General features: G+C 36.0%; 23 protein-coding genes and 2 other annotated features. Of the genes, 8 read left to right on the top strand and 15 right to left on the bottom strand.

All coding sequences use genetic code 11. The features are described 5' to 3' along the window. Window positions 1-24 precede the first annotated feature (24 nt). Window positions 25-246, top strand: a complete 222-nt coding sequence (sspI, locus tag VBD025_RS09700; protein WP_430784902.1) for a small acid-soluble spore protein SspI — start codon at window positions 25-27, stop codon at window positions 244-246. An 85-nt stretch (window positions 247-331) separates the two neighbouring features. Here the strand turns inward: sspI and VBD025_RS09695 are convergent, their stop codons facing one another. After that, window positions 332-2,017: an IS1182 family transposase gene (locus VBD025_RS09695; protein ID WP_430784900.1), complete on the bottom strand. Its 1,686-nt coding sequence runs from the start codon at window positions 2,015-2,017 to the stop codon at window positions 332-334. A 334-nt stretch (window positions 2,018-2,351) separates the two neighbouring features. Here VBD025_RS09695 and VBD025_RS09690 point away from each other — a divergent pair, with 334 nt between their 5' ends. The 5 genes from VBD025_RS09690 (at window position 2,352) to VBD025_RS09670 (ending at window position 8,413) form a co-directional block, all read left to right on the top strand. Continuing rightward, the gene (locus VBD025_RS09690; protein ID WP_430784898.1) at window positions 2,352-3,947 is read left to right on the top strand and encodes a hypothetical protein; all 1,596 of its coding nucleotides are present in this window, start codon (window positions 2,352-2,354) and stop codon (window positions 3,945-3,947) included. Between the two features lie 21 nt (window positions 3,948-3,968). Beyond that, window positions 3,969-5,192, top strand: coding sequence for an ABC transporter permease (locus VBD025_RS09685; RefSeq protein WP_430784896.1), 1,224 nt, complete (start codon window positions 3,969-3,971; stop codon window positions 5,190-5,192). Further along, the gene (locus VBD025_RS09680) at window positions 5,189-6,316 is read left to right on the top strand and encodes an ABC transporter permease (RefSeq protein WP_430784894.1); all 1,128 of its coding nucleotides are present in this window, start codon (window positions 5,189-5,191) and stop codon (window positions 6,314-6,316) included. Before VBD025_RS09685 ends, VBD025_RS09680 begins: the two co-directional genes overlap by 4 nt. Beyond that, the gene (locus VBD025_RS09675; protein ID WP_430784892.1) at window positions 6,309-6,980 is read left to right on the top strand and encodes an ABC transporter ATP-binding protein; all 672 of its coding nucleotides are present in this window, start codon (window positions 6,309-6,311) and stop codon (window positions 6,978-6,980) included. The genes VBD025_RS09680 and VBD025_RS09675 overlap by 8 nt, the downstream gene beginning before the upstream one ends. Window positions 6,981-7,792: 812 nt before the next feature. Next, entirely contained in the window at window positions 7,793-8,413 is a 621-nt protein-coding gene (locus VBD025_RS09670) for a lytic transglycosylase domain-containing protein (RefSeq protein ID WP_430784890.1), read from the top strand. Between the two features lie 47 nt (window positions 8,414-8,460). Here the strand turns inward: VBD025_RS09670 and VBD025_RS09665 are convergent, their stop codons facing one another. Together VBD025_RS09665 and VBD025_RS09660 are read right to left on the bottom strand one after the other, a co-directional pair. After that, window positions 8,461-9,546 carry a M42 family metallopeptidase gene (locus tag VBD025_RS09665; protein WP_430784888.1) on the bottom strand — a complete coding sequence of 362 codons (1,086 nt, stop codon included), beginning with the start codon at window positions 9,544-9,546 and terminating at the stop codon, window positions 8,461-8,463. A 72-nt stretch (window positions 9,547-9,618) separates the two neighbouring features. After that, the gene (locus VBD025_RS09660) at window positions 9,619-10,104 is read right to left on the bottom strand and encodes a dUTP diphosphatase (protein WP_430784886.1); all 486 of its coding nucleotides are present in this window, start codon (window positions 10,102-10,104) and stop codon (window positions 9,619-9,621) included. Between the two features lie 119 nt (window positions 10,105-10,223). Between VBD025_RS09660 and VBD025_RS09655 the strand changes: the two genes are divergently transcribed. Both VBD025_RS09655 and VBD025_RS09650 read left to right on the top strand, forming a co-directional pair. Then, window positions 10,224-10,616: a sigma-w pathway protein ysdB gene (locus tag VBD025_RS09655; protein WP_430784884.1), complete on the top strand. Its 393-nt coding sequence runs from the start codon at window positions 10,224-10,226 to the stop codon at window positions 10,614-10,616. Window positions 10,617-10,633: 17 nt separating this feature from the next. Beyond that, entirely contained in the window at window positions 10,634-11,014 is a 381-nt protein-coding gene (locus VBD025_RS09650) for a TIGR02328 family protein (protein ID WP_430784882.1), read from the top strand. 96 nt (window positions 11,015-11,110) lie between these two features. Here VBD025_RS09650 and VBD025_RS09645 read toward each other — a convergent pair whose 3' ends face one another. The 12 genes from VBD025_RS09645 to speD all read right to left on the bottom strand — a co-directional run bounded on the left by VBD025_RS09645 (window position 11,111) and on the right by speD (window position 21,001). Further along, entirely contained in the window at window positions 11,111-11,683 is a 573-nt protein-coding gene (locus tag VBD025_RS09645; protein ID WP_430784880.1) for a TVP38/TMEM64 family protein, read from the bottom strand. Window positions 11,684-11,769: 86 nt separating this feature from the next. Next, the gene (locus VBD025_RS09640; protein ID WP_430784878.1) at window positions 11,770-12,042 is read right to left on the bottom strand and encodes a DUF1294 domain-containing protein; all 273 of its coding nucleotides are present in this window, start codon (window positions 12,040-12,042) and stop codon (window positions 11,770-11,772) included. A 119-nt stretch (window positions 12,043-12,161) separates the two neighbouring features. Beyond that, entirely contained in the window at window positions 12,162-12,518 is a 357-nt protein-coding gene (rplT, locus tag VBD025_RS09635; protein WP_430784876.1) for a 50S ribosomal protein L20, read from the bottom strand. 66 nt (window positions 12,519-12,584) lie between these two features. Continuing rightward, a complete protein-coding gene (rpmI, locus tag VBD025_RS09630) occupies window positions 12,585-12,779 on the bottom strand; it encodes a 50S ribosomal protein L35 (protein WP_430784874.1) in 195 nt (64 codons plus the stop codon). 29 nt (window positions 12,780-12,808) lie between these two features. Continuing rightward, window positions 12,809-13,312 (bottom strand): translation initiation factor IF-3, encoded by a 504-nt coding sequence (gene infC, locus VBD025_RS09625; protein WP_430791346.1) that lies wholly within the window; start codon window positions 13,310-13,312, stop codon window positions 12,809-12,811. Between the two features lie 65 nt (window positions 13,313-13,377). Continuing rightward, window positions 13,378-13,507 (bottom strand) — a sequence feature (ribosomal protein L20 leader region). A gap of 127 nt (window positions 13,508-13,634) precedes the next feature. Beyond that, entirely contained in the window at window positions 13,635-15,578 is a 1,944-nt protein-coding gene (gene thrS, locus VBD025_RS09620; RefSeq protein ID WP_430784872.1) for a threonine--tRNA ligase, read from the bottom strand. A gap of 112 nt (window positions 15,579-15,690) precedes the next feature. Then, window positions 15,691-15,911, bottom strand: a binding site (T-box leader). Window positions 15,912-15,966: 55 nt separating this feature from the next. Continuing rightward, a complete protein-coding gene (gene ytxC / locus VBD025_RS09615; protein WP_430784870.1) occupies window positions 15,967-16,821 on the bottom strand; it encodes a sporulation protein YtxC in 855 nt (284 codons plus the stop codon). Window positions 16,822-16,951: 130 nt separating this feature from the next. After that, on the bottom strand, window positions 16,952-17,884 hold the full coding sequence (gene dnaI, locus VBD025_RS09610) for a primosomal protein DnaI (protein WP_430784868.1): 933 nt from the start codon (window positions 17,882-17,884) through the stop codon (window positions 16,952-16,954). A 21-nt stretch (window positions 17,885-17,905) separates the two neighbouring features. After that, complete coding sequence (locus VBD025_RS09605; protein WP_430784866.1) at window positions 17,906-19,240, bottom strand: replication initiation and membrane attachment family protein; 1,335 nt, start codon at window positions 19,238-19,240, stop codon at window positions 17,906-17,908. 21 nt (window positions 19,241-19,261) lie between these two features. After that, a complete protein-coding gene (nrdR, locus tag VBD025_RS09600) occupies window positions 19,262-19,726 on the bottom strand; it encodes a transcriptional regulator NrdR (RefSeq protein ID WP_430784864.1) in 465 nt (154 codons plus the stop codon). Window positions 19,727-19,750: 24 nt separating this feature from the next. Next, entirely contained in the window at window positions 19,751-20,137 is a 387-nt protein-coding gene (locus VBD025_RS09595; protein ID WP_430784862.1) for a cytosolic protein, read from the bottom strand. A gap of 486 nt (window positions 20,138-20,623) precedes the next feature. After that, window positions 20,624-21,001 carry an adenosylmethionine decarboxylase gene (gene speD, locus VBD025_RS09590; protein WP_430784860.1) on the bottom strand — a complete coding sequence of 126 codons (378 nt, stop codon included), beginning with the start codon at window positions 20,999-21,001 and terminating at the stop codon, window positions 20,624-20,626. Window positions 21,002-21,169 lie beyond the last annotated feature (168 nt).

The following is a 21,169-nucleotide window of genomic DNA, read 5'->3' as shown; positions in this document are numbered from 1 at the left end:
AACATAAAATAAGGAGTGAATAAAATGGATTTAAATCTCAGAAAAGCAATTCTATCCAATATCGCAACCAATGACCAGGAACAGCTAGAGGCAACGATAGTCGACGCAATTCAAAATGGCGAAGAAAAAATGCTCCCTGGCCTAGGGGTACTTTTTGAATTAATCTGGCAGCAATCTGATGAAACCGAAAAAAGCGAAATGCTCGATTCTCTGGAGCAAGGTGTAAAAAACATTTCAGTTGAATAATCGAATTAATCATCATTCAATTTTCGAAAGAACCTTGATACTCAAACTGAAGAACAATGAAAAGAAAGAAAAATTAGATACTATTTCAGGTAAGGGCTGGGACATAACTAGCCAAAAATAACTTAAAAATGGTTCTGATCATCGGTTTTCGATGGTCAGAACCATTTTTCGTTGGATTGTTTTGATTATCTAGTAGTTGTTTTGTCTTCATGGCGGAGTACTTCCTTAAGTTTACCGCCATGAATGCAAATCCTAATTCATTTTCTACTTTCTCTTTACCTCGTACAGACATACGAGTGAAGCACAAATTAGCCTTCAGAAACCCGAAGACTGGCTCCACATCGATTTTACGATTGCCGTAGATTTCACCAGTTTTCTCTTCCGAAAGCAGTTGCTTAATGTATTCTTTTTGGTTTTCCCATTTTTCGTTGTAATAAATTCTTCGATTATTTCCTTCCTTCGCTTTGGTGCATTGAGAACGCAATGGACAACCCGCACAGCCCTCAGATTCATACACCTTAAACGTTCGTGTCAGTCCGTATTTATCTGTTCGATGGGACACGTGGCTGAACATTAATCGTTTCCCATTTGGACAGGTAAACGTATCGTCATCCTTATTATATTCCCAATTGGCTGTATGGAAAGCGTTATTCTTATGTTTCTTTTTCTTCTCTTTTCGATACTGGTTATATGTAATCAGCGGGGTGCGTTTTCGATTCTCTATGACATCTTCGTAGTTTTGTTCACTTCCATATCCTGCGTCAGCGACGATATGCTCTGGCAGCTTAAAGTAATTATTTTCTATGTTATCCAGAAATGGAATGAAGGTGCGAGTATCTGTCGGATTTGGGAATACATCATAAGCGAGCACATATTGTCCTTCGGTTGCTGCCTGCACATTATACCCAGCTTTCAGCTGGCCGTTCTTCATATAATCATCTTTCATTCGCATAAAAGTGGCATCATGATCGGTCTTCGAGTAACTATTGCGTTCTCCGAAAATCTCCATGTCGTTTTGGTATTTCTGTTTTCGCGCCAAATAATCCTTGAATTGTTTGCGGTATTGTTTCGGTGCTTTACGGTCAAAACGAAGTTTTTTACGTTCGCTTACGTCTTTACTTGCTTCTATTTTCTTGTCATATGCTTCTACCTTGTCATCCAGTTGCTCCACTACTTTTTCGAGTTCTTTCGTGGACAGTTCCTCTAGACTTTCTCGTTCGATTTCTGGAAGAATTTCATTCTCCAATAATTCATCATACATTTGGTTGGACTTTTCCACCAAATTAGCACTGTATCTTTCAACCGACTTACGCCATACAAACGTAAATTTATTGGCATTCGCTTCAATCTTGGTTCCGTCAATAAAAATCGCTTCTTCATCAATTTGTTTTTCTTCCACTAGCTGACATCGGAATTGCACGAAACATTGACGTAGTAGCTTTTTGACCTCTGGATGCACGCGAAAACGATTAATTGTACGATAACTTGGCTCATGTCCTTGCGCTAACCACATCATCCGCACACTGTCTTTAAGTAACCCTTCAATTTTCCTTCCAGAAAAAACCGACTGTGTGTAGGCACATAAAATAATTTTCATCATCATTTGTGGGTGATAGGCTGGACATCCGGTTTCACGGGAAAAGATAGCGAACGCTTCCTCCGGAATCTGGGTTACAACATCATTTACTGCATAGGCAATATCATTTTTGTCCAATTTTATTTCTAAATCTAACGGCAACACAACTTGATTTATGTTATAATATTTAAACATAAGAATCCCTCCGATAATTATTGTGTGGTTACTTTAATTCTATCAAAAGGGATTCTTTTTGTTTAGTAAAAATAAACGATTATATAAAAAAAGCGTGGTATGTCACCTACAAGGTGAGAGCCACGCTTTTTTATTTACTGGGTTTTGTCCCAGCCTCTTTTTTATGCCATTAATAATATTGTTAAAAATAAAAATTAAACAATAACTTACGCTGGAACATATTGACTATTTTTCAATGGAATGTAAAATGAGTTTATATGTTAGTTTGTAATTCATCACGAAGTAACCTCATACATATAAATACACATAAAAGTAAAGGAAGAGGTTTTGCCCCATGGATGAATCAATTTCGGCAAAAGGTCGCAACAAAGGGAAATCAAAGAAATTAATAATCTTTATTCTAACTGGAATATTAATTATAGGAGGAAGTGTTGCTGCTTTTGTACTTTTAAATCTATCCGATAAGCAGAAATATTTCTTAGCAGAAAAGAACAGTGCCGAATTTATTGAAGAACAAATAAAAGATCGTATGGAGACAGAATTATCCTGGCAAGAAAAAACGAAAGAAAACCCTACCGAAACAACTATCGAACTAGCTGCCGCATACAATGATCCTGCAGCAAACCTTAGTAACTTAGGACCCGCACAAATCATCAACAATTCAACACTCACAATTAAAAATGCATTGGATACAGAAAAGAAGAAAATGGCTACAGAAATCAGTGGAGATTTCGGCGGCATCACAATTGACGGCTTGAACTTATATTTAACTTCTGAAAAGCTTTTAGTCCAACTGCCTTTCCTTCAAGAATTGCTGCTAGTAAATGAAGGTGATGTTAGTAAACTGTTAAATCAAATAGACCCTCAAACTTACTCCGGCGAAGAAAAAGTTGAATTTGATAAGCTATTTAATGGATCAAACGTCTTACCCGAAGACGATCAGGAATATTTAAAAGAAGAATATCTGAAAATGCTTTATGACAAACTTCCAGATTCTGCTTTTAAAACAACCGATGAAAAAATCGAAGTGAATTCAAATACAATTGATGCAGAAAAAATCACGTTTCATTTAACGGAAAAAGAACTAAAAGATTTGTTAATTACTACTATGGAAAAAATGAAGGAAGACGAGCGATTCATAGAAATATTACGTGAACAATTAGAAATGCAATTTTTAGGTGCCGGCTCTTCCTTAACACCTTCTGTGGAAACTAACATAGACAGTATGGTAGCGGAATTCGATGCATCTATGGAAGATGCAATAAATGGTCTTGAAAAATTACAGATTCCTGATGGATTGACTTCGATCATCTGGACGAATAATGATTTAATTGTTAAACGCGACTTCGCTCTATCTATGGGACCTTCGAAAGACAAAATAGTAACCTTAAATGTTGATGGAACCCAATTGTTTAATGAGACGGAACAAACATTTGATTATAAATTAGGTTTTGAAGAAAATGGGGAGAAATCTGATGTAACTGTAACAGGAGATCTTTCCTGGAAAGATAATAGTGCAAAAGATTCTATTAAACTGGCAAGCAGCGAAGGTGAATTAACTTATGAAGGCACTTCCACTGTGGATGATGGAACAAAAGAGTTCGAACGTAATTTTACGTTAAAAACCGGTCAGGAAAAAGGCGGAATTACGTGGACAGGAAATGCTGAATACCAAGAAGAAGCAATGAACGCTGAACACGAAATTTCCATTCAGCTTCCGGGTATGGCCGAGGATATAGTAAGTCTTCAGCTTGAAAATGAATCTAACCTTGTTAAACAAGTAGACATTCCAGAAGACTCGCAGACAAAAGATATTGGTGGAATGGATATAAATGCATTAACCCAATATATTCAAAAAGAAGTTACACCTCAATTTCAACAATGGTTATTTGGAATTTTGGGTTCAGGTGGAGGTTTAAACGGATTTTAGAAGAAACTGGGTGGTTGTAAAATGACTTTTTTTCATCACGTACTTCTGTTTATTAATAATAATGGAAGACAATTATTGAGGAAGTGGCCATCACTTCCTCTTCTTTTTCTGTTCCCGATTTGTATAGTGGGACTAGCCGCCTATGCATTAGTTACTTTCTTCATTCCTGAAGATATTGAGGCAATTAAAGTAGGTTTAATTGACCAGGACAAATCGAAAGAAACAACTATGATAGTTGAACTAATCGAAGAATCTTCGCAATTAAACAATTTTATACAATTAGATGTCATGTCGTTAGATTCAGCAAAGCAATCCATTGAAACTAATAAACTTAGTGCGTACATAACTTTTCCAGAAGAGTTTACGAGTGACCTATATAGCGGTAATCCTGTCACACTCGAAATTGTTGGAAATCCAAATAAACAAACCGATAGTTATCTAATCAAAGAATTGATTGATAGTGTTTCACGTCATATTAAAACTGCTCAGGCTAATATTCTTACGATGAATTACTATGCGAAACAATTGGACATGACCGATGAAGAGAGAAATGATTTCTTATACCAGCAATTTATTGAATTTGTATATTATACAATGGGAAAAGAAAGAATCATCGATGAAGAAATACTTACAAACAATGTCTCGACGTCCCCAGTTCATTACTATGGACTAGGCGGATTATTTATTATCATGACACTATGGTTAATACTTTTTTATTCTATTTTATCAAAAGAAGAAAACTACCAGATGAAGCAACGAATGAAATTATTTGGTGTCACTGAAATACAGCAGCTGATTGCCAAAATAGCAGTATGCTGGACAGCTACAACCTGCTTCTCCCTTCTGGTGTTCTATGGTTACTTCACGCTACTTAATATAGAATTATTTTTAAGTGATTACGTTAAAATTTTTGCAGTAACAATTCTATATTTTTTGATTTTTTTAGTATTATTATCCCTAATCGAAGTGATAATTACTTCCGCAAAATTCCGTTTATTAATACAAAGCGTTTATACAGCAACCCTGTTACTATTAAGCGGGGCTATTGTTCCCACAATTTATTATCCATTATATATGCAGGATATTATTCCTTTTAATTTTACCTTTCAGGGATTCTATGCATTGGAAAATATCATATTAAACGGTCGGATTTATGTAGATTATTTACCTCTTCTTATTTATCTGCTCGTGAGTATCGCTGCCTTACTTGGACTATCAATATGGAAGGAGCGGTATATAGAATGAAAATGATTTTGCAAACCCGATTATTACATATTAAAAAGCATTGGATTAGTCTATTATTTTGGTTAATACTCCCACTAATTGGTTCAATAGGTCTAACTGCTATTATGAATCATGTCCAGGACGACAGTACCATACCTATCGGAATCGTAGTTGAAGAACATAATGAAGTGACAGATGAACTTATTAACGAAATTTCCACAACGCCATTTATTACTGCTTTGGAGTTATCAAAGAAAAATGCGTTACTTCAACTAAAAAGACATGAGCTTGATAGTGTGTTTATCATACACCAGGACTTTGCAAACCAAGTAAGTAAAGGGAATAGAAGAAATATTATTACCAGCTATCAAACGAATCAATCCTTTGCATATACGCCTGTTAAGGAAATGATTATATCCTATGTTCAACAAGAAACTGGAAGATCCAATACAGCTATTATTATTAGGGAATTAGCAGCAAAATACGTATCCACTTCTACATGGACTTGGAATGAGATTATATCGAAAAGTAAAGAGGTACAAAAGGAAGAAAGTTTATTATCGACTTCCTTTTCTTTTAATTCAACTGAACGAACAATAAAGGAAGTGCAACTGTGGAATATATGGGGCATATGGTGTGTTCTTGCTATGTTATCTACCCTGCTGATATTTGATTGGGTTGTTAAGGAAAGAAGTTCTGCGGTAGTCCAAAGGTTTGCCTTTTTACGCATCAACTTTAAGGATTACTTAGTTAGGAGTTTATGTGTATATAGTATTATATTTATATTTATGGACTGTTTAACTGTCTATCTCTTCCATTCGATTTATGAGAAACCAGTAAGTTTCTCATTAATAATGGGACTGTTGTGCTACCGTATAGTTCTTCTTTTAGGAGCGTTTCAATTAGCACATACAGTTACAGGTACATTTAGATATTATGTAGTTTCATTTAGCATTACCCTCTTAACAATAGTCATCAGTGGCGCAGTTCTTCCTATAAATGGACTGTTAGTTAAATGGCCCTGGCTATCAACAGTCAATCCATTGTCACCAGTGTTATCGGGAAACTTCATCACTTTTTGGTTACCTTTTCTCGTAACCACATTTATTATTTGGTATGTACGAAAGGAGCGGTACTATGCTTAATGTAACTGCATTATCCAAAACATACGGGAACCATAAAATACTAAATAGTTTAACCTTTTCCGTTTCACCAGGAGAAATTGTTGGACTAGTAGGGGAAAATGGTGCTGGAAAATCTACTATCTTAAAAATACTTTCCACATTGTCTAAGCCTTCAGCGGGATCCATCTCGTTGTATAATAATGATTATGACAATAACTCAAAAGGTGTAAAACAATCAATTGGTTATGTGCCGCAGGAGATTGCATGCTGGGAAGATTTCACTGTGCAGGAAAATATGCTGTTTTTTGAAAAGTTATCCACAGTAAAAAAAACGGATGCGGAACTCCGTCAATTGTGTGTAGATATGAAGTTAAGTAAATGGAAAGAACCCGTTAAACTCCTCTCAGGTGGAATGAAACGAAAGTTAAACTTAGCTATTAGTCTTATACATGATCCAGAAGTATTGCTTTTAGATGAACCAACTGTGGGAATAGATTTGAAATCAAAGAACGAAATTAGTGGCTATATAAAAAACCTGGCTACTAAAAAAAATGTTATGGTTCTTTTTACTTCACACGACATGGATGAAATTATTCATTTATGTGATCGGATTTTATGTATTGGTGATGATTCTTTTTATCTTAACCACTTAACGGATGCCGGTGTTAATCCGATAAGATTATAGAAGCACTATTTTGATACTTATTAATCTTATTAACTCAACTTTCGCACACAGTAAATCTTAATGAATGCAATTAACTGCAGTTAATGCAGCACTTGAAGTAAATTACTTGACGCGAATTATAAACAATTTTATTACTAGAACATGCTGGTAGTTACTTATGGAAAACAAAATGCGATGTGATAGCGAGAGCAGTCACTTTGGTGAGCCTATTAGTCGCTACTGAAAAGGTTACATCTAGTACTGATTAAGCGGATTTACGTTCGCATCATCGAATATACTTCGCTTTCCGCGGGCACGGCTTCAGCTTCCTCGGATAAGCAAAGAACGCTTTCCTGAGGGATCTTCAGCTCGCGCTGTTCCCGCAGGAGTCTTCGTATATTCGAAGATGCTTAGTTAAAGTGAAATATTAAATTCTTACAATCCACCACTTTTCAGTAGCCCCTTAGCTGATGTGGTGAACGATAGAAAAATAACTTGTATGTAATAGTGCATGAATTCCCCACAATTATAGCAGTTGTTTGGAGCGGAGGACCATTGACTCCTGCGGGAACAGCACGAGTCTGAAGGCCCCGCAGAGTGTTTTTCTCGAGGAGACTGAAGCCGTGCCCGCGGAAAGCAATGGTCCGCAGCGGAAAACAACCAGTTGTTACATCGCAGTATATAGATTTTGTGTCAATTACATTAAGATTTATTCAACTATTGCAGGAAGCACCAACTTATTTATTCTGCCAAAGTTGAGTTTTTAAAAATTATATTGCATATGTCCTCTTTTATAGCTAATATAAAGACAGGCAGTGAAAGGAGAAATTTTTATGGAATCACAAAATTTGCAAAATCTAATAAAATACCAGGCGATGTCGATCATGTCCTCATCGAGAGGCAGTTCAATGTCCTATAATTCTCCTTTAATAGATCTGGCTTTCAAACAAATGCTGCAGGATAGAATTAATCAGGCAGAAACAAAACAAGTATCCAGTACTATATATAATAATATACCCACATTTCCTGCCACCACTGCATACAATCCAATTAGTACGCAGGGAAGCACTGTATCGCCTTCCCAGTTTGATTCAATAATTACACAAAAAGCAAATAAGTATGGAATTGATGAAAAGCTTGTTCACTCAGTGGTGAAAGCTGAATCAAATTATCAACCTAATGCCAAAAGCAGTGTTGGAGCACTTGGACTCATGCAGCTAATGCCAGCAACAGCAAGAGGGCTAGGAGTTAATAATCCACTGGACCCTTCTCAAAATGTCGAAGGTGGAACAAAATATTTAAGTCAAATGCTGAACCGTTATAACGGAAATATTGAATTAGCTTTAGCAGCATACAATGCTGGCCCAGGTAATGTTGATAAACACCAAGGCATTCCGCCATTTGCAGAAACAAAAAACTATGTAAAAAAAGTTATGAATAGTTATTTAGCTTAATTAACGCATGAAAAAAGTCGGTAGCATTGCTACCGACTACTTTTTTATTATGCTAAGACCAATTCTTTTACTGTTTCAGTATCTAACTTTTTAATTGCTTCTACAATCAATTTAACTGCATTGTCAAAGTCATCTCTATGCAAGATTGCTGCGTGTGAATGAATATAGCGCGTTGCAACTGTAATTGATAATGATGGTACTCCGTTTGCAGTTAGGTGGATAGAACCTGAATCAGTTCCGCCTCCTGCCATTGTTGCGTACTGATATGGTATATTATGCTCATCCGCTGTAGCAACGATGAATTCACGTACTCCCTTGTGCGATACCATTGAAGCATCGTACAGAATTATTTGTGGGCCATCACCTAGTTTGCTATCCGCATCTTTATCCGATACACCAGGCATATCTCCAGCAATTCCAACATCAACACCAAAGCCAATGTCCGGCTTAATCGCATGCGTTGAAGTTTTTGCTCCACGTAATCCAACCTCTTCTTGAATCGTACCAACACCGTAAACGACGTTTGGATGATCAGTTCCTTTAAGTTGTTTTAATACTTCTATAGCTATTGCACAACCTATACGGTTGTCCCAAGCTTTAGCCAACAGCATTTTTTCATTTTTCATCTGTGTAAATTCAAAATATGGAACAACTGAATCTCCAGGCTTTACACCGAACTCTAAAGCTTCTTCTCTGCTCGATGCACCAATATCAATAAACATATCTTTTATTTCCACTGGTTTCTTGCGTGCTTCAGGCGATAATACATGTGGTGGCTGTGATCCAATAATACCTGTTACATCACCATTATTCGTCATAATCGTAACACGTTGAGCAAGCATTACCTGCCCCCACCAGCCTCCAACTGTTTGAAAGTATAGAAATCCTTTATCATCAATTCGAGTAATCATAAAACCAACTTCATCTAAATGACCTGCTACCATAATTTTCGGTCCATTTGCATCTCCGGTTTTTTTCGCGATTAAACTCCCAAGATTATCTGTGAACACTTCATCTGCATATGGTGTAATATATTTTTCCATTACATCTCTTGCTTCTTTTTCATTACCTGGAATCCCTTTTGCATCTGTTAAATCTTTAAACATTGTTAGCGTTTCATCTAATTTTGCCATATGTATAATTTTCCTCCTTAAATATAATCACTTTTAATTATAACTTTATTTCGAAAAATTACAAAACATTTACTAGTAACCTTCATTCTGTCTAACGTAATTCTTATCATTTTTCATTTTATATGCTTCCATGATTTCTGCCTCGCCATAACCTAGTATATTCCCGAGCTGTAAAAAATCTTGAAACATGGTCGTATAGCTTTCAGATGTTGGATGATCATAAAAAGTTACGCAACTGCTGAATAACGTATTAAACTGATTGGTAGCAGTTCGGATCGCTGGTTCTAAATTTCTCGATTCATATTGATAACCTTTTTCAATTCCCAGTGATAAAATAAAGTGTAGTCCGTCTACATACTCTTCCAGGATTATTTTAGAATCACTAGGCGGCTTTGTACTCCAGAATTTAAAACATCTGGTTTCATTGGCAAGTTCACCTAACTCCACAAGTAAAGCTAGATATTTTGACTCAAAAAGCTTATTTTTATCTACATCATGTTTCTCTTGAATATGGTTGTCCAGTTGTTTTTGCATGTAAGATAACTTTTTCCAATCCATTCTACTATTCCTCATTTCAAGTTTTGGTGTAATTGTAACACGAAAATCTTTCGAAATGTGAAACCTGAACACGTTCTGTTCCGTATGAACCTATAACAAACTCAAGGAGACGGTTGAATATGATTATTATTTTATTTCGAATACTGCTATTGATTGCCATAATTCTTCTCGTCTACACGTTTTATCAGTATTACCAAAACCCTAACCGTAAACTGCAAATTGCAAAAGCAAATAATGATTTTTACTTTTTAGATGATCCGGAAAACAGCCAAAAGAATTTCAGGTTTGTCTATAAAGGATGTTCCTTTGAAGGGGAAAAGTACCTTGGAACCACTGAACAGGCCTTCGAAGTAGTAACTATCCACGTTTTTGTTCATGAACCAATGGAATTGCGAGGTCTTACACGTGAGGATCTATATTTTTTAGAAAGTGAAATATTAATTAGATATCCATATTCTAAAATTGAATGGAAACACCCGGTAAACAAATTGATTCTTACTCAAATTGACTAATAGGTATGGTGATTTAAATGCGTTTATGGCATGAAAAGCTAATTTCTGAATTACCCAGACAACAGCTGCTTGGCCAACATAGAGAGTGTTGTGCATTAAGGGGAAATGGATGGGGGAAACCTCATTCCACAGTTAATTATATATTTCAATATCCCCCTTATATGCTGTTTAACTATCATGAAAAAGTTATGAACGAGATGGAAAGCAGAGGCTATAACGTAAACCCTTTATGGAAAGACCCTACATACCGAGGTTTATCCGCTTCAAACTATTCCGGAATAGCCGAGATGAAGGGTAAAGGTCTAATTAACTCGTATCCAGAGCATACTGACCAATACCTTCGAGAATGCCTGGATAATTTAAGTGAAAAAGGAATTGAAATTAATATAAATTTCTAATTGTAAGCAAGCAATTTACTAATAACGAGAAAATTCTTGTGAAAAAACCTCGTCGTTCGCTTTTATAGCAAAAGCGAACGACGAGGTTTTTAACTATTATGTGCGAATAGGAAAAAACTCATTCCATTTAATAATTACTTCTTTTCTTCTTAATATATAAATCAACGGCAATATAGCAAGTAGTGATACCGCAATGTGCAGAGGTGATAAATTTGAGATCCATCTACCTAAAGCAGTATACACAAAAGCTAACGGTATATTTGTCAAAAGTGAAGATTTTGTATAATCCTTAAAACCATGTGTTACTTCAATTAAACATAGCGATAAAAGGTGAAAATGTATAAATGGAATTAAACGTAGAAGTGCAATTTGAGGTGTGGTTAATTCGGATTGGTACCCAATCAGCTTTCCTTTTAAACGAACCAGCCTTTCAAACGTTTTAGGCATCCAGCGAATAACGCCATAAAAACCAATACTTGATAAGGTAATTCCGATTATGGAATAAACCGTACCAGCAACAGCCCCAAATAATATCCCGCCTGAAATACAAATAAATACCACCGGGAGAAAAAACAACGGTCTTAGTAAATGAAAGCTAATAAATAGTAATGGGGCAAATATCCCCCCCGTCTCTATCACCGCCATTAGATAACTACCAAACAGTTCCATACCATGCCTCCTCTGCTTGCCTCTGTCATCTTGTTGCAGCATGTTTATATCACTCTTACAACATGTATATGACATAAGACGAGCCTTTATGACATGGAAAATGCAATAATCACTGAAGTAACCTGTATTAATAAAATAACCGGCATACCTATAGTAAATAATCGATGTTTTGTTTTATGTCTAAAAAAATACATACCACTAATAGTACCAATTGACCCTCCACATATAGCACTTAGCCAAAGCGTTTTCTCAGATATACGCCACCTTTGTTTTCGAGCTCTGTTTTTATCTACTCCAATTAGGAAAAAGGTAAAAAGATTTATTGCTAATAAAACTATCATTACGATTTGTATGTTCAATTTAATTAATTCCTCTCTGCATCCACTCAAGACCACATTATATTTAATTATTAAAATTTCATACTTCCGTACGTGTAAAAAAAGACCAAATTCAATTGAATTTGGTCTTAATACTTTAATTATTTAATTGCTGACTTTGCTTTTTCTGCAAGTTGGCCAAAAGCCTTCTCATCATGAATAGCTAAATCAGATAACATTTTACGGTTAACTTCGATTCCAGCAAGCTTTAGTCCGTGCATCAATTTGCTGTATGAAAGACCGTTCAAACGTGCAGCTGCATTAATACGTGTGATCCATAGTTTACGGAATTCACGTTTCTTTTGTTTACGGTCACGGTAAGCGTACTGACCTGACTTCATTACTTGTTGTTTAGCTGTTTTAAATAGAGCATGTTTCGAACCATAATAACCTTTTGCTAGTTTTAGTACGCGTTTACGACGTCTGCGCGTAACTGTTCCACCTTTTACACGTGGCATATTAATACCCTCCTAATACAAATCTATATCATTGTATGTCCATTTTATTTAGTATGATAGCAAAGCTTACTTAGGAAGCATTGCTTTGATGCGCTTGTAGTCACCTGCAGAAATAAGTGTAGATTTACGTAAGTTACGCTTTTGTTTTTGTGATTTATTTGCGAACATATGACTAGTGAAAGCGTGTGAACGTTTTAATTTTCCAGATCCGGTTCTTTTAAAACGTTTTTGAGAACCTTTGTGGGTTTTCATTTTAGGCATGAGATTTCCTCCTTGTAAAAATATATGAGTTATTTTTCATTTATCGGCGAAAGCATGATAAACATATTACGACCTTCCATTTTCGGTTTAGACTCAACCGTAGAAATGTCTTTACATTCATCTGCCAGACGGTCCAGAACTTCTTGACCAAGTTCTTTATGTGTAATCGCTCGTCCACGAAAACGTACTGCAGCTTTAACCTTATCACCTTTTTCAAGGAATTTTCTAGCGTTCTTTAATTTTGTAACAAAATCGTGTTCGCCAATTCCAGGTGTGAAACGTACTTCTTTCACGTTGATGATTTTCTGGTTTTTACGTGCTTCTTTGTCTTTCTTTTGTTGCTCATATCGGTATTTACCATGATCCATGATACGACAAACTGGTGGTTTTGCATTTGGCGCAACCATAACTAAATCCAAGTTTCTGGTCTGTGCGATTTCTAATGCATCTTGACGTGATTTAACACCTAATTGATCACCGTTTGAATCGATAAGACGTACTTCTCTTGCACGAATTTTTTCATTGACATTCATATCTTTGCTAATAGCCAGCCACCTCCAAATTAGTATAAAGTAAACCTGATCCTTCATTGACAAGCGCTCAATAAAAAATGTGGGTGCATATATACGCACCCACACGACTTTAATCATTTATTTAAAGAAGTTTGAAACCAGTCAACTGCATACATGCGTTGAACAGGTGAGAAGCGGGTGCCTCTACTTGTCTCAGATCATTTAATTTTAATTCAACTTTTACAATATATCATTGTTTCAACTAAAAGTCAAACAACGTATATATCACTTTATCAACTATAGCATATGCGTCTCAGCAAGTAAAGGCAACGTCTGCAGAACACTATTTGCGAAGTGTCTTATTTTTGTTTTCCGCAGTAATCAATTGTTCGAAATCCTGATAGCTGATTGTTTCCGAGTTCTTTTCTCCATACCTTCGAACATTGACAGCATTGTCTTCGATTTCGTTATCACCGACAACTACACCAAACGGTATCTTTTGTGTTTGAGCTTCCCGAATTTTATATCCGATTTTTTCATCACGTTCGTCCACTTCTACACGTATCCCCTGCATGCGCAGTTTATCTGCCACATTCTTAGCATACTCCAAATGTACATTCGGAGAAACAGGAATAACTTTGACTTGAACTGGTGACAACCAAGTTGGAAATGCACCTTTATATTCTTCGAGTAAAAAGGCAACAAAGCGTTCCATTGTAGAAACTACTCCTCGGTGAATTACAACTGGTCTGTGTTCTTTTCCGTCTTCGCCAATGTAGGTTAAATCAAATCTTTCTGGCAGATGAAAATCTAATTGAACAGTAGATAATGTTTCGTCCTTGCCAAGTGCTGTTTTAACCTGAACGTCAAGCTTAGGACCGTAGAATGCAGCTTCTCCAACAGCTTCTACATAATCAAGCTTCATTTCTTCCATCGTTTCTTTAAGCATTGCTTGCGCTTTATCCCACATTTTATCGTTGTCCACATATTTTTCCTTATCCGCAGGATCTCTGTACGATAGGCGGAAATAATAATCATTAATTCCAAAATCCTCGTACACTTTCTGAACCAGCTCAACCACACGAATAAACTCTTCTTTTAATTGATCCGGACGAGCGAAGATATGCGCATCGTTTAAAGTCATCGCACGCACTCGTTGCAGTCCTGCCAGCGCACCACTCATTTCGTGTCGGTGCATGGTGCCTAACTCAGCTATTCGGACCGGTAAATTACGATAGCTGTATAGTTGATTCTTGTAAACCATCATATGATGTGGACAGTTCATTGGACGTAAGACTAAGTCCTCGTTGTCCATCTCCATAGTTGGAAACATATCTTCTTTATAATGATCCCAATGTCCGCTGGTCTTGTATAGTTCGACACTACCTAATACAGGTGTATATACATGATCGTATCCCAATCTTTCTTCCAAATCGACAATATATCTTTCAATATTACGACGTATAGTTGCTCCTTTAGGTAACCAAAGCGGTAATCCTTGTCCTACCTTTTGTGAGACAGTAAAAATTTCTAATTCTTTACCCAATTTACGATGATCACGTTCTTTACGTTCCTCTAAAACCTTTAAATACTCATCGACTTGGCCGGGTTTTTCAAAAGCAGTGCCATATATACGCTGCAGCTGCTGATTATTACTGTCTCCGCGCCAGTAAGCACCAGAGATAGTCAACAATTTGAAAGCTTTTATTTTACTAGTTGATGGCACATGCACACCTCTGCAAAGATCAAAAAATTCTCCTTGTTTATAAATGGTTACTTGTTCATCTTCTGGAATAGCATCAATAAGTTCAATCTTTAATTCGTCGCCAATCGCCTTGAACATCTCTTTTGCTTCATCCCGTGATACTTCGATTCGTTCAATCTCTAAATTTTCTTCAACGATGCGCTTCATTTCTTTTTCAATTTTAGGTAAATCGTCTGGAGTGATTGATTCTTCCAGGTCCATATCATAGTAGAACCCTTCCTCTATAACAGGACCAACACCAAATTGCACGTTCTTGTAAAGGCGCTTAACTGCCTGCGCTAATAAATGAGCAGTAGAGTGACGTACAACTTCCAGCCCTTCCTGGTTTTTATACGTAACGATTTCAATTTTGCCACCATGGTCTAACCCGCGTCGCAGATCAACGAGTTCATTATCTAATTTTATTGCTAATGCTTGTTTTTTTAATCCTGGTGAAATAGAAAATGCAATATCTTCCCCAGTCGTACCTTTTGGAAATTCCTTGCTTGCTCCATCTGGAAAAATGATGCTGATGTTTTCCATTTTGATACACTCCTTCTGCACATGTTATTTTTTGATTCTCTTAGCTCTAGTTGACAAACGGTAAGCCGTTTATATTATACAAAAATAAAACGCCCATCCCTCTGCACTATTGCAAAGGGACGAGCGTTGGACACGTGGTTCCACCCTGATTTCCGCGATAATTATCACGGCTTCATTAATCCTTAACGCAGAATATACGCTACCACTTACTAATAGTTCAGTAGTAGAGTTCAAAGGTGGTAATCATTTGCAGTACTTGAGGAAGCTTCCAGCCATGACTTCCTTCTCTAAACTATACAGGTCAAATAATCTTATCCTTATCATTACCAATTATTGATGAAAATATATAAATTTTATTATAGCGCTGCAAAATTGAAAATGCAAGTGATTATTTTAATTTTTTAAGATACTGTGGAAAAGGAAAGTTAACCATTGGTTCAAATTTCACTCGTTCCTGAAAAACATTTATAATCGTTAATGTTTTTGGCTCCACTGGATTATCCCCATATATGTTAATTGATTCGGGAGCCATCGCTATCAATGGAGATAAATTTCTCTCATTACTATCCAGACCAACCATATACAAAGGTTCTTTTTGCATAATAATCTGTAACTCAATGTTAGTAAACCGCTTCCCGTTCGAATGAAAAAAAGTAAATGGATCGCCTTGCAGCATATATACTGTTGGAATAAGCGATTTCTTTTTGGCAATAAATTCTCTGAGTGTATTGACAAAAGATTGGTGGTCTTCTTCTCTTTTCAATTCATCGATAGCTAGTCCGGTAAAACATTTTATAAGTTCCTTAAATGGTTTAATCCGGAACTTGACCAGCGAATCATAATGAATAGTCCAGGAGTTTTTTAACATGGTTATAAATAGTGACTCCAAGAATAATCCAGGATCCTCCGTACCTGACAAATCTATTTTCTCATCATCTCCTCCAGTAATAATCCAATGTGTTAAATCTAAAATCTTTTCGATATCGTCCGTATCCGTATAATAATAAACTTCCGTTATAACAGAACGTATCATTTTTGATAATCGATGGACCATAAATACATCGACTAATGCTCGTGCAATGGAATTTAGTGATTCCTCATCCATTTCCTCCATTTCAATTTGTAAATGATTCCCCCATTCCTCATGTGTTTTCCAATGTAATTCGATCTTCTTATTAATTTGAAATAACGACTCACAGAAACTGATTACTTCTTTATCTGATTCCATATAAATATCCAGCAATACATCTCACCCTCACAAAACCAAGCTGATACATTATATGGAAAGAATCATGAAAAAATGTATAAAGAAAAAAACTACCATTATTTTTTTACTGGTAGTTTTAAATTCTTCATATTCTTTACTAATAGGTTTAATTATTCCTTCTGTTTTCACCTAAGATTTGCACTTCTTTACTTACCTGTTTAATCCGTTCAATTATTCTGCCTGCCTTGACCGTTTCAATAGCTCCACGATTGGTTTTAGCAAGCTGATCCTCTAATTGATCCAGATTGTAATTCGAGGTAAAGAAAACAGGAAGTCCTTCCATCATACGGTATTGCAGAATTGACCCAAGAATTTCATCACGAAACCACGCCGATTGAGATTCTGCGCCAATGTCATCAATCATTAATACCTCTGCTTTTTTAAAATATTCAATCTTAGTATTAATGGAATCATCTTTTAGAGACGATTTAATCTCACGTACAAATTCCGGCATATAGATAATCATAGATGAAATGTTATCTTCTTTTAGCCTGTTCGCAATCGCTCCAAGGAAGTACGTTTTTCCGACCCCGAATGGTCCGTACAGATATAATCCTTTTGCGGGCAGACCATTCTTTGCTTTTTCGATAAAAGCTGCTACTTCCTGGATGGCTAACCTGCGTGCAGAATCACCCTCAATATTATCGGTAGAAGCCTCTAGTATTTCTTTAGGCATATACAGGCTTTGAATTAATTCCTGCTGTTCTTTTTGCTTTTCAAAGTTTACCCGTTTGTGACACTTTTCGTACTGCAGACGAATTTCTTTATTTTCCGTTTTAAGAATAGGAGAATATCCATTTAAAATATTAATACAGCCTCCAAGTGACTTACATTTATCACATTGATTTGACTGTGTTTTATACTCATATAATTTTATAAGATTTTTATCTACTATCTGTTTGTTTAGTTCAGGATGAAGAGCGAGAAATTCTTTAATTTCCTCATCTTCCAGCACTTCTTTTCTTATTTTCATATAGTTGTCTTTAAAATTTTTATTGTCATTCATCCACTTTTTAAGTGTTGATTGCATCGGTTTCATTTTAATCATCCTTGGACATGATTATTTTTTATTACTACTGGATATTTTTCTTAATAAAGCATCCATTTCTTCCTTGTCTTTAGCTGACTCAGCAGTTTTTTCAACTGGAACGCTCTTTCCGTTTCCTTTTTTGCGTTCTTTAAACCAATCTGGAACAACTTCATTTGAATAACTTTTAGTATAAGAAGAATTCCCACTGGCTTGTTTTTGAAACCCTTTTTTTTCTGCTTTAGCAAAAACCATTGCGTCTTTAGCTGACTTTAAATTAGCTCGTGACCAGTGACTTGCAATCTTCGTCAGGTATGCTTTTGAAAGTTTCATATTTGTTTGTAATAACACAAAGTGAATCAACACATTCATTACAGGTGATGGTAATCCCTGAGAAGTCATCACTTCACGAATCACCCGCATATCTTGTTCTGAGGCATGATTTCCACTAGACAAGTCTTCGAGTAATTGTTTGGGCGAAATGATTTCAAGCTGCTGAATCAGCTGCTCTTCCTGTGTTTGCGGCGTGTTTTTTGGTACCTCTTTTTGTTTAACCTTTTCTGTCAACTTGATCGGAGTGCTATTATACTTGGTCTTAAATACATCATGACAAGCATTCTTAAACTCTTCTGTGTGCAGCACGTTTTCATCAGTTAATGCCCATAATAAACATTTTTCTATTTCATGTGACTCTAAATCGTATAACTTCATCATCTGTAAAATCAGCTGTTTATTGTCGTGGGTAAGGACATTATTAGCTGGAATCATCCGCTGTTCAAGCATTTTTTTTATCCATGTGAAATCAATCTGGTTTACAAAAGGCTCAGATGCTTGTGTGTTGTTTTCATTATTTAAAGTCTGATCATACGGTTGGAAGGTATCAAATACATCACTGAAAGCTGCGGTAACGTTTTCGCCTGTCTGAGTTTGCCGCTTAATTGTATAACGTTTTTTTAAGAACTCAAATTTTTCTTCCCCAATATGGTAATACAATAATTGAGCAAGCATTTCATCAGCAAAGAAATCATTAGGAGCAAAAGGTGGCAACAGCTCATACGTAAACAACGTTTGTTCATTTGAATGATACTCATATGTTTTCATTAATCCAATACCTTCAAGCTTTAGCCTTGCTCGATAAATGTCATCTAGTGGCATCGTCAGGTAATTCATTAATGTATGGTGGGTCTGAGGTTCTTCTGCGTTCTGAAAATCGATTTCATGTAATAAGGTCATGTAGAGGGAGACTGCTTCAACCCCTATTAAAGGCTGATACAAATGTGTCATTGATTTTTCAAAGTCTACTGGTAAACTTTTTTTGTGTGTTACATGATAACCATCTACTGGTAAGACCTTTCCAATAACATTCATTTTGCTAGCCCCTTCTTCAATCTACTGCTTTTTATCCGCTTTAATTAGATCCTTAAGTTCGTCCAAAAATACACTAATATCTTTAAATTGACGATAGACAGATGCAAATCGTACATAAGCGACTTCATCAACTTTAGCTAATCGATCCATTACCATTTCGCCGATTTCTTTACTTTCCACTTCTGACACACCAGAATCACGCAGTTCTTTTTCCACATCAAACGCTATTGATTCAATTGTTTCAATAGGAACTGGCCTTTTTTCACATGACTTAATCAAGCCGCGAGTCAATTTCTCCCTGCTGAATTCCTGTCTCGCACCTTCTTTTTTAACAACAATCAAAGGTATCGCTTCTATACGTTCAAACGTGGTAAAGCGAAATCCACATTGTTCGCACTCTCTTCTGCGTCTGATAGATCTGCCCTCTTCAATTGGCCGCGAGTCGAGTACTTTAGTACTTTTATATTCACAATTGGAACAACGCATTTCGTTCCACCCCGTCCTTTTTCACTAAATATGATTTCGTTTCTCAATATAGGTTAATTCTTTGTTTAACTGATTATAAAGCTGTTCAATAACTTTGGAGCTGTTACCAAAATCGACTGGTAAAACAGTTTCTGTAGTTACGGAAAAATCAATCGCTGTTTGGTGCGGCCTGACAGAAATTACTGTCACAATAATAAACGTTTTTTTATAATAAACACTTATTTCACCATGCTCTTTAGATATAGATTGAATAGCATAGTTCTGTGTTTTACCGAATAATTCCTCTAGTTTGGATAGTGCTTTATCTTTCGTTGTTTTATAATAATGAGTTTGAAGTGAAGGGTTCCAATGAATATCACTTGTTTCTGCATGATTGCTGAAGTACTTTGCTAGCGTATGTTTCACAGACATTTCCTACACCCCGTAATTAATTTTTATTTTTATGTATATCTCATATTTTAGCATGTTTTGTAGAATATCACCACAAGCATAGTAAATCCGTACATTCGGTTTGTTAATACCTCCACTTTCCTGAAACAGTTAATAAACCCAAATCGATTGTACTAGTTAACACAAAATCTCTTTATTGAGAAATAATTTTATTACCAAAAATTGTTCTATAGTCGCCGTACAGGATCACTCCGGGCGGATGCTTTCCGTGGGCACGTGCGACTGCATGTTGCTGCTTACGTAGCAGTTTACATCAAATACGACAAAGTACTAGCCACATATTTTTAAATCATGTTAAGTGACATATTTCAAGCGCTACTAGATTCATCATGAATGTCTATGTGAGAAAGTATAATTAATAGCATTAAACAAAAAAAGCTGACCAGTCATGATCACCTATCAGTATAACTAATAGATGAACAAACTGATCAACTTTTTTAACAGATTCTATAGTGCTTGAAACTGGTTAACTTTCACAGGTCCCATACCACGAGGAACTTCTACTTTTTCAAATGTCTTTGCTTCTAAAGAATTCGCAATGTACTCAGCAGCAACATTCGGGTCAATAATATCTCCGCATGTATATACATCAATACTCGCATAACCATGTTCCGGGAAACTGTGAATCGTTAAATGTGACTCCGAAATGATTACAACTCCACTTACACCGTGTGGAGCAAATTTATGAAACGCTACCTCGCGAACTTCTGCCCCAGCTTTCAGCGCAGCATCAACAAATGTACGTTCTATTAACCCCATATCATTTAATTTATCTATATTACAATTCCATAATTCAGCTATTACATGTCTTCCCATTGTATCCAAATTTTTTCCCCCTTATAACGATTATCGAGTCCTTCTATAGCATTGCTTTCACCATACCACGGGGGAAAGTTAGTCCAAAGAGGTCCTAACCCTTTAAGTAAGTGTATTACTATAATAGAAGGTCACAAAGTAGTATAAACCGTTTTATTTATTTTTGCAATATGTTTA

This window comes from Virgibacillus flavescens, from assembly GCF_050574275.1.
GTDB lineage: Bacteria > Bacillota > Bacilli > Bacillales > Amphibacillaceae > Virgibacillus_F > Virgibacillus_F flavescens.
Note: the sequence above shows the minus strand (reverse complement) of the source record. Positions and strands in the feature narration are given on the sequence as shown.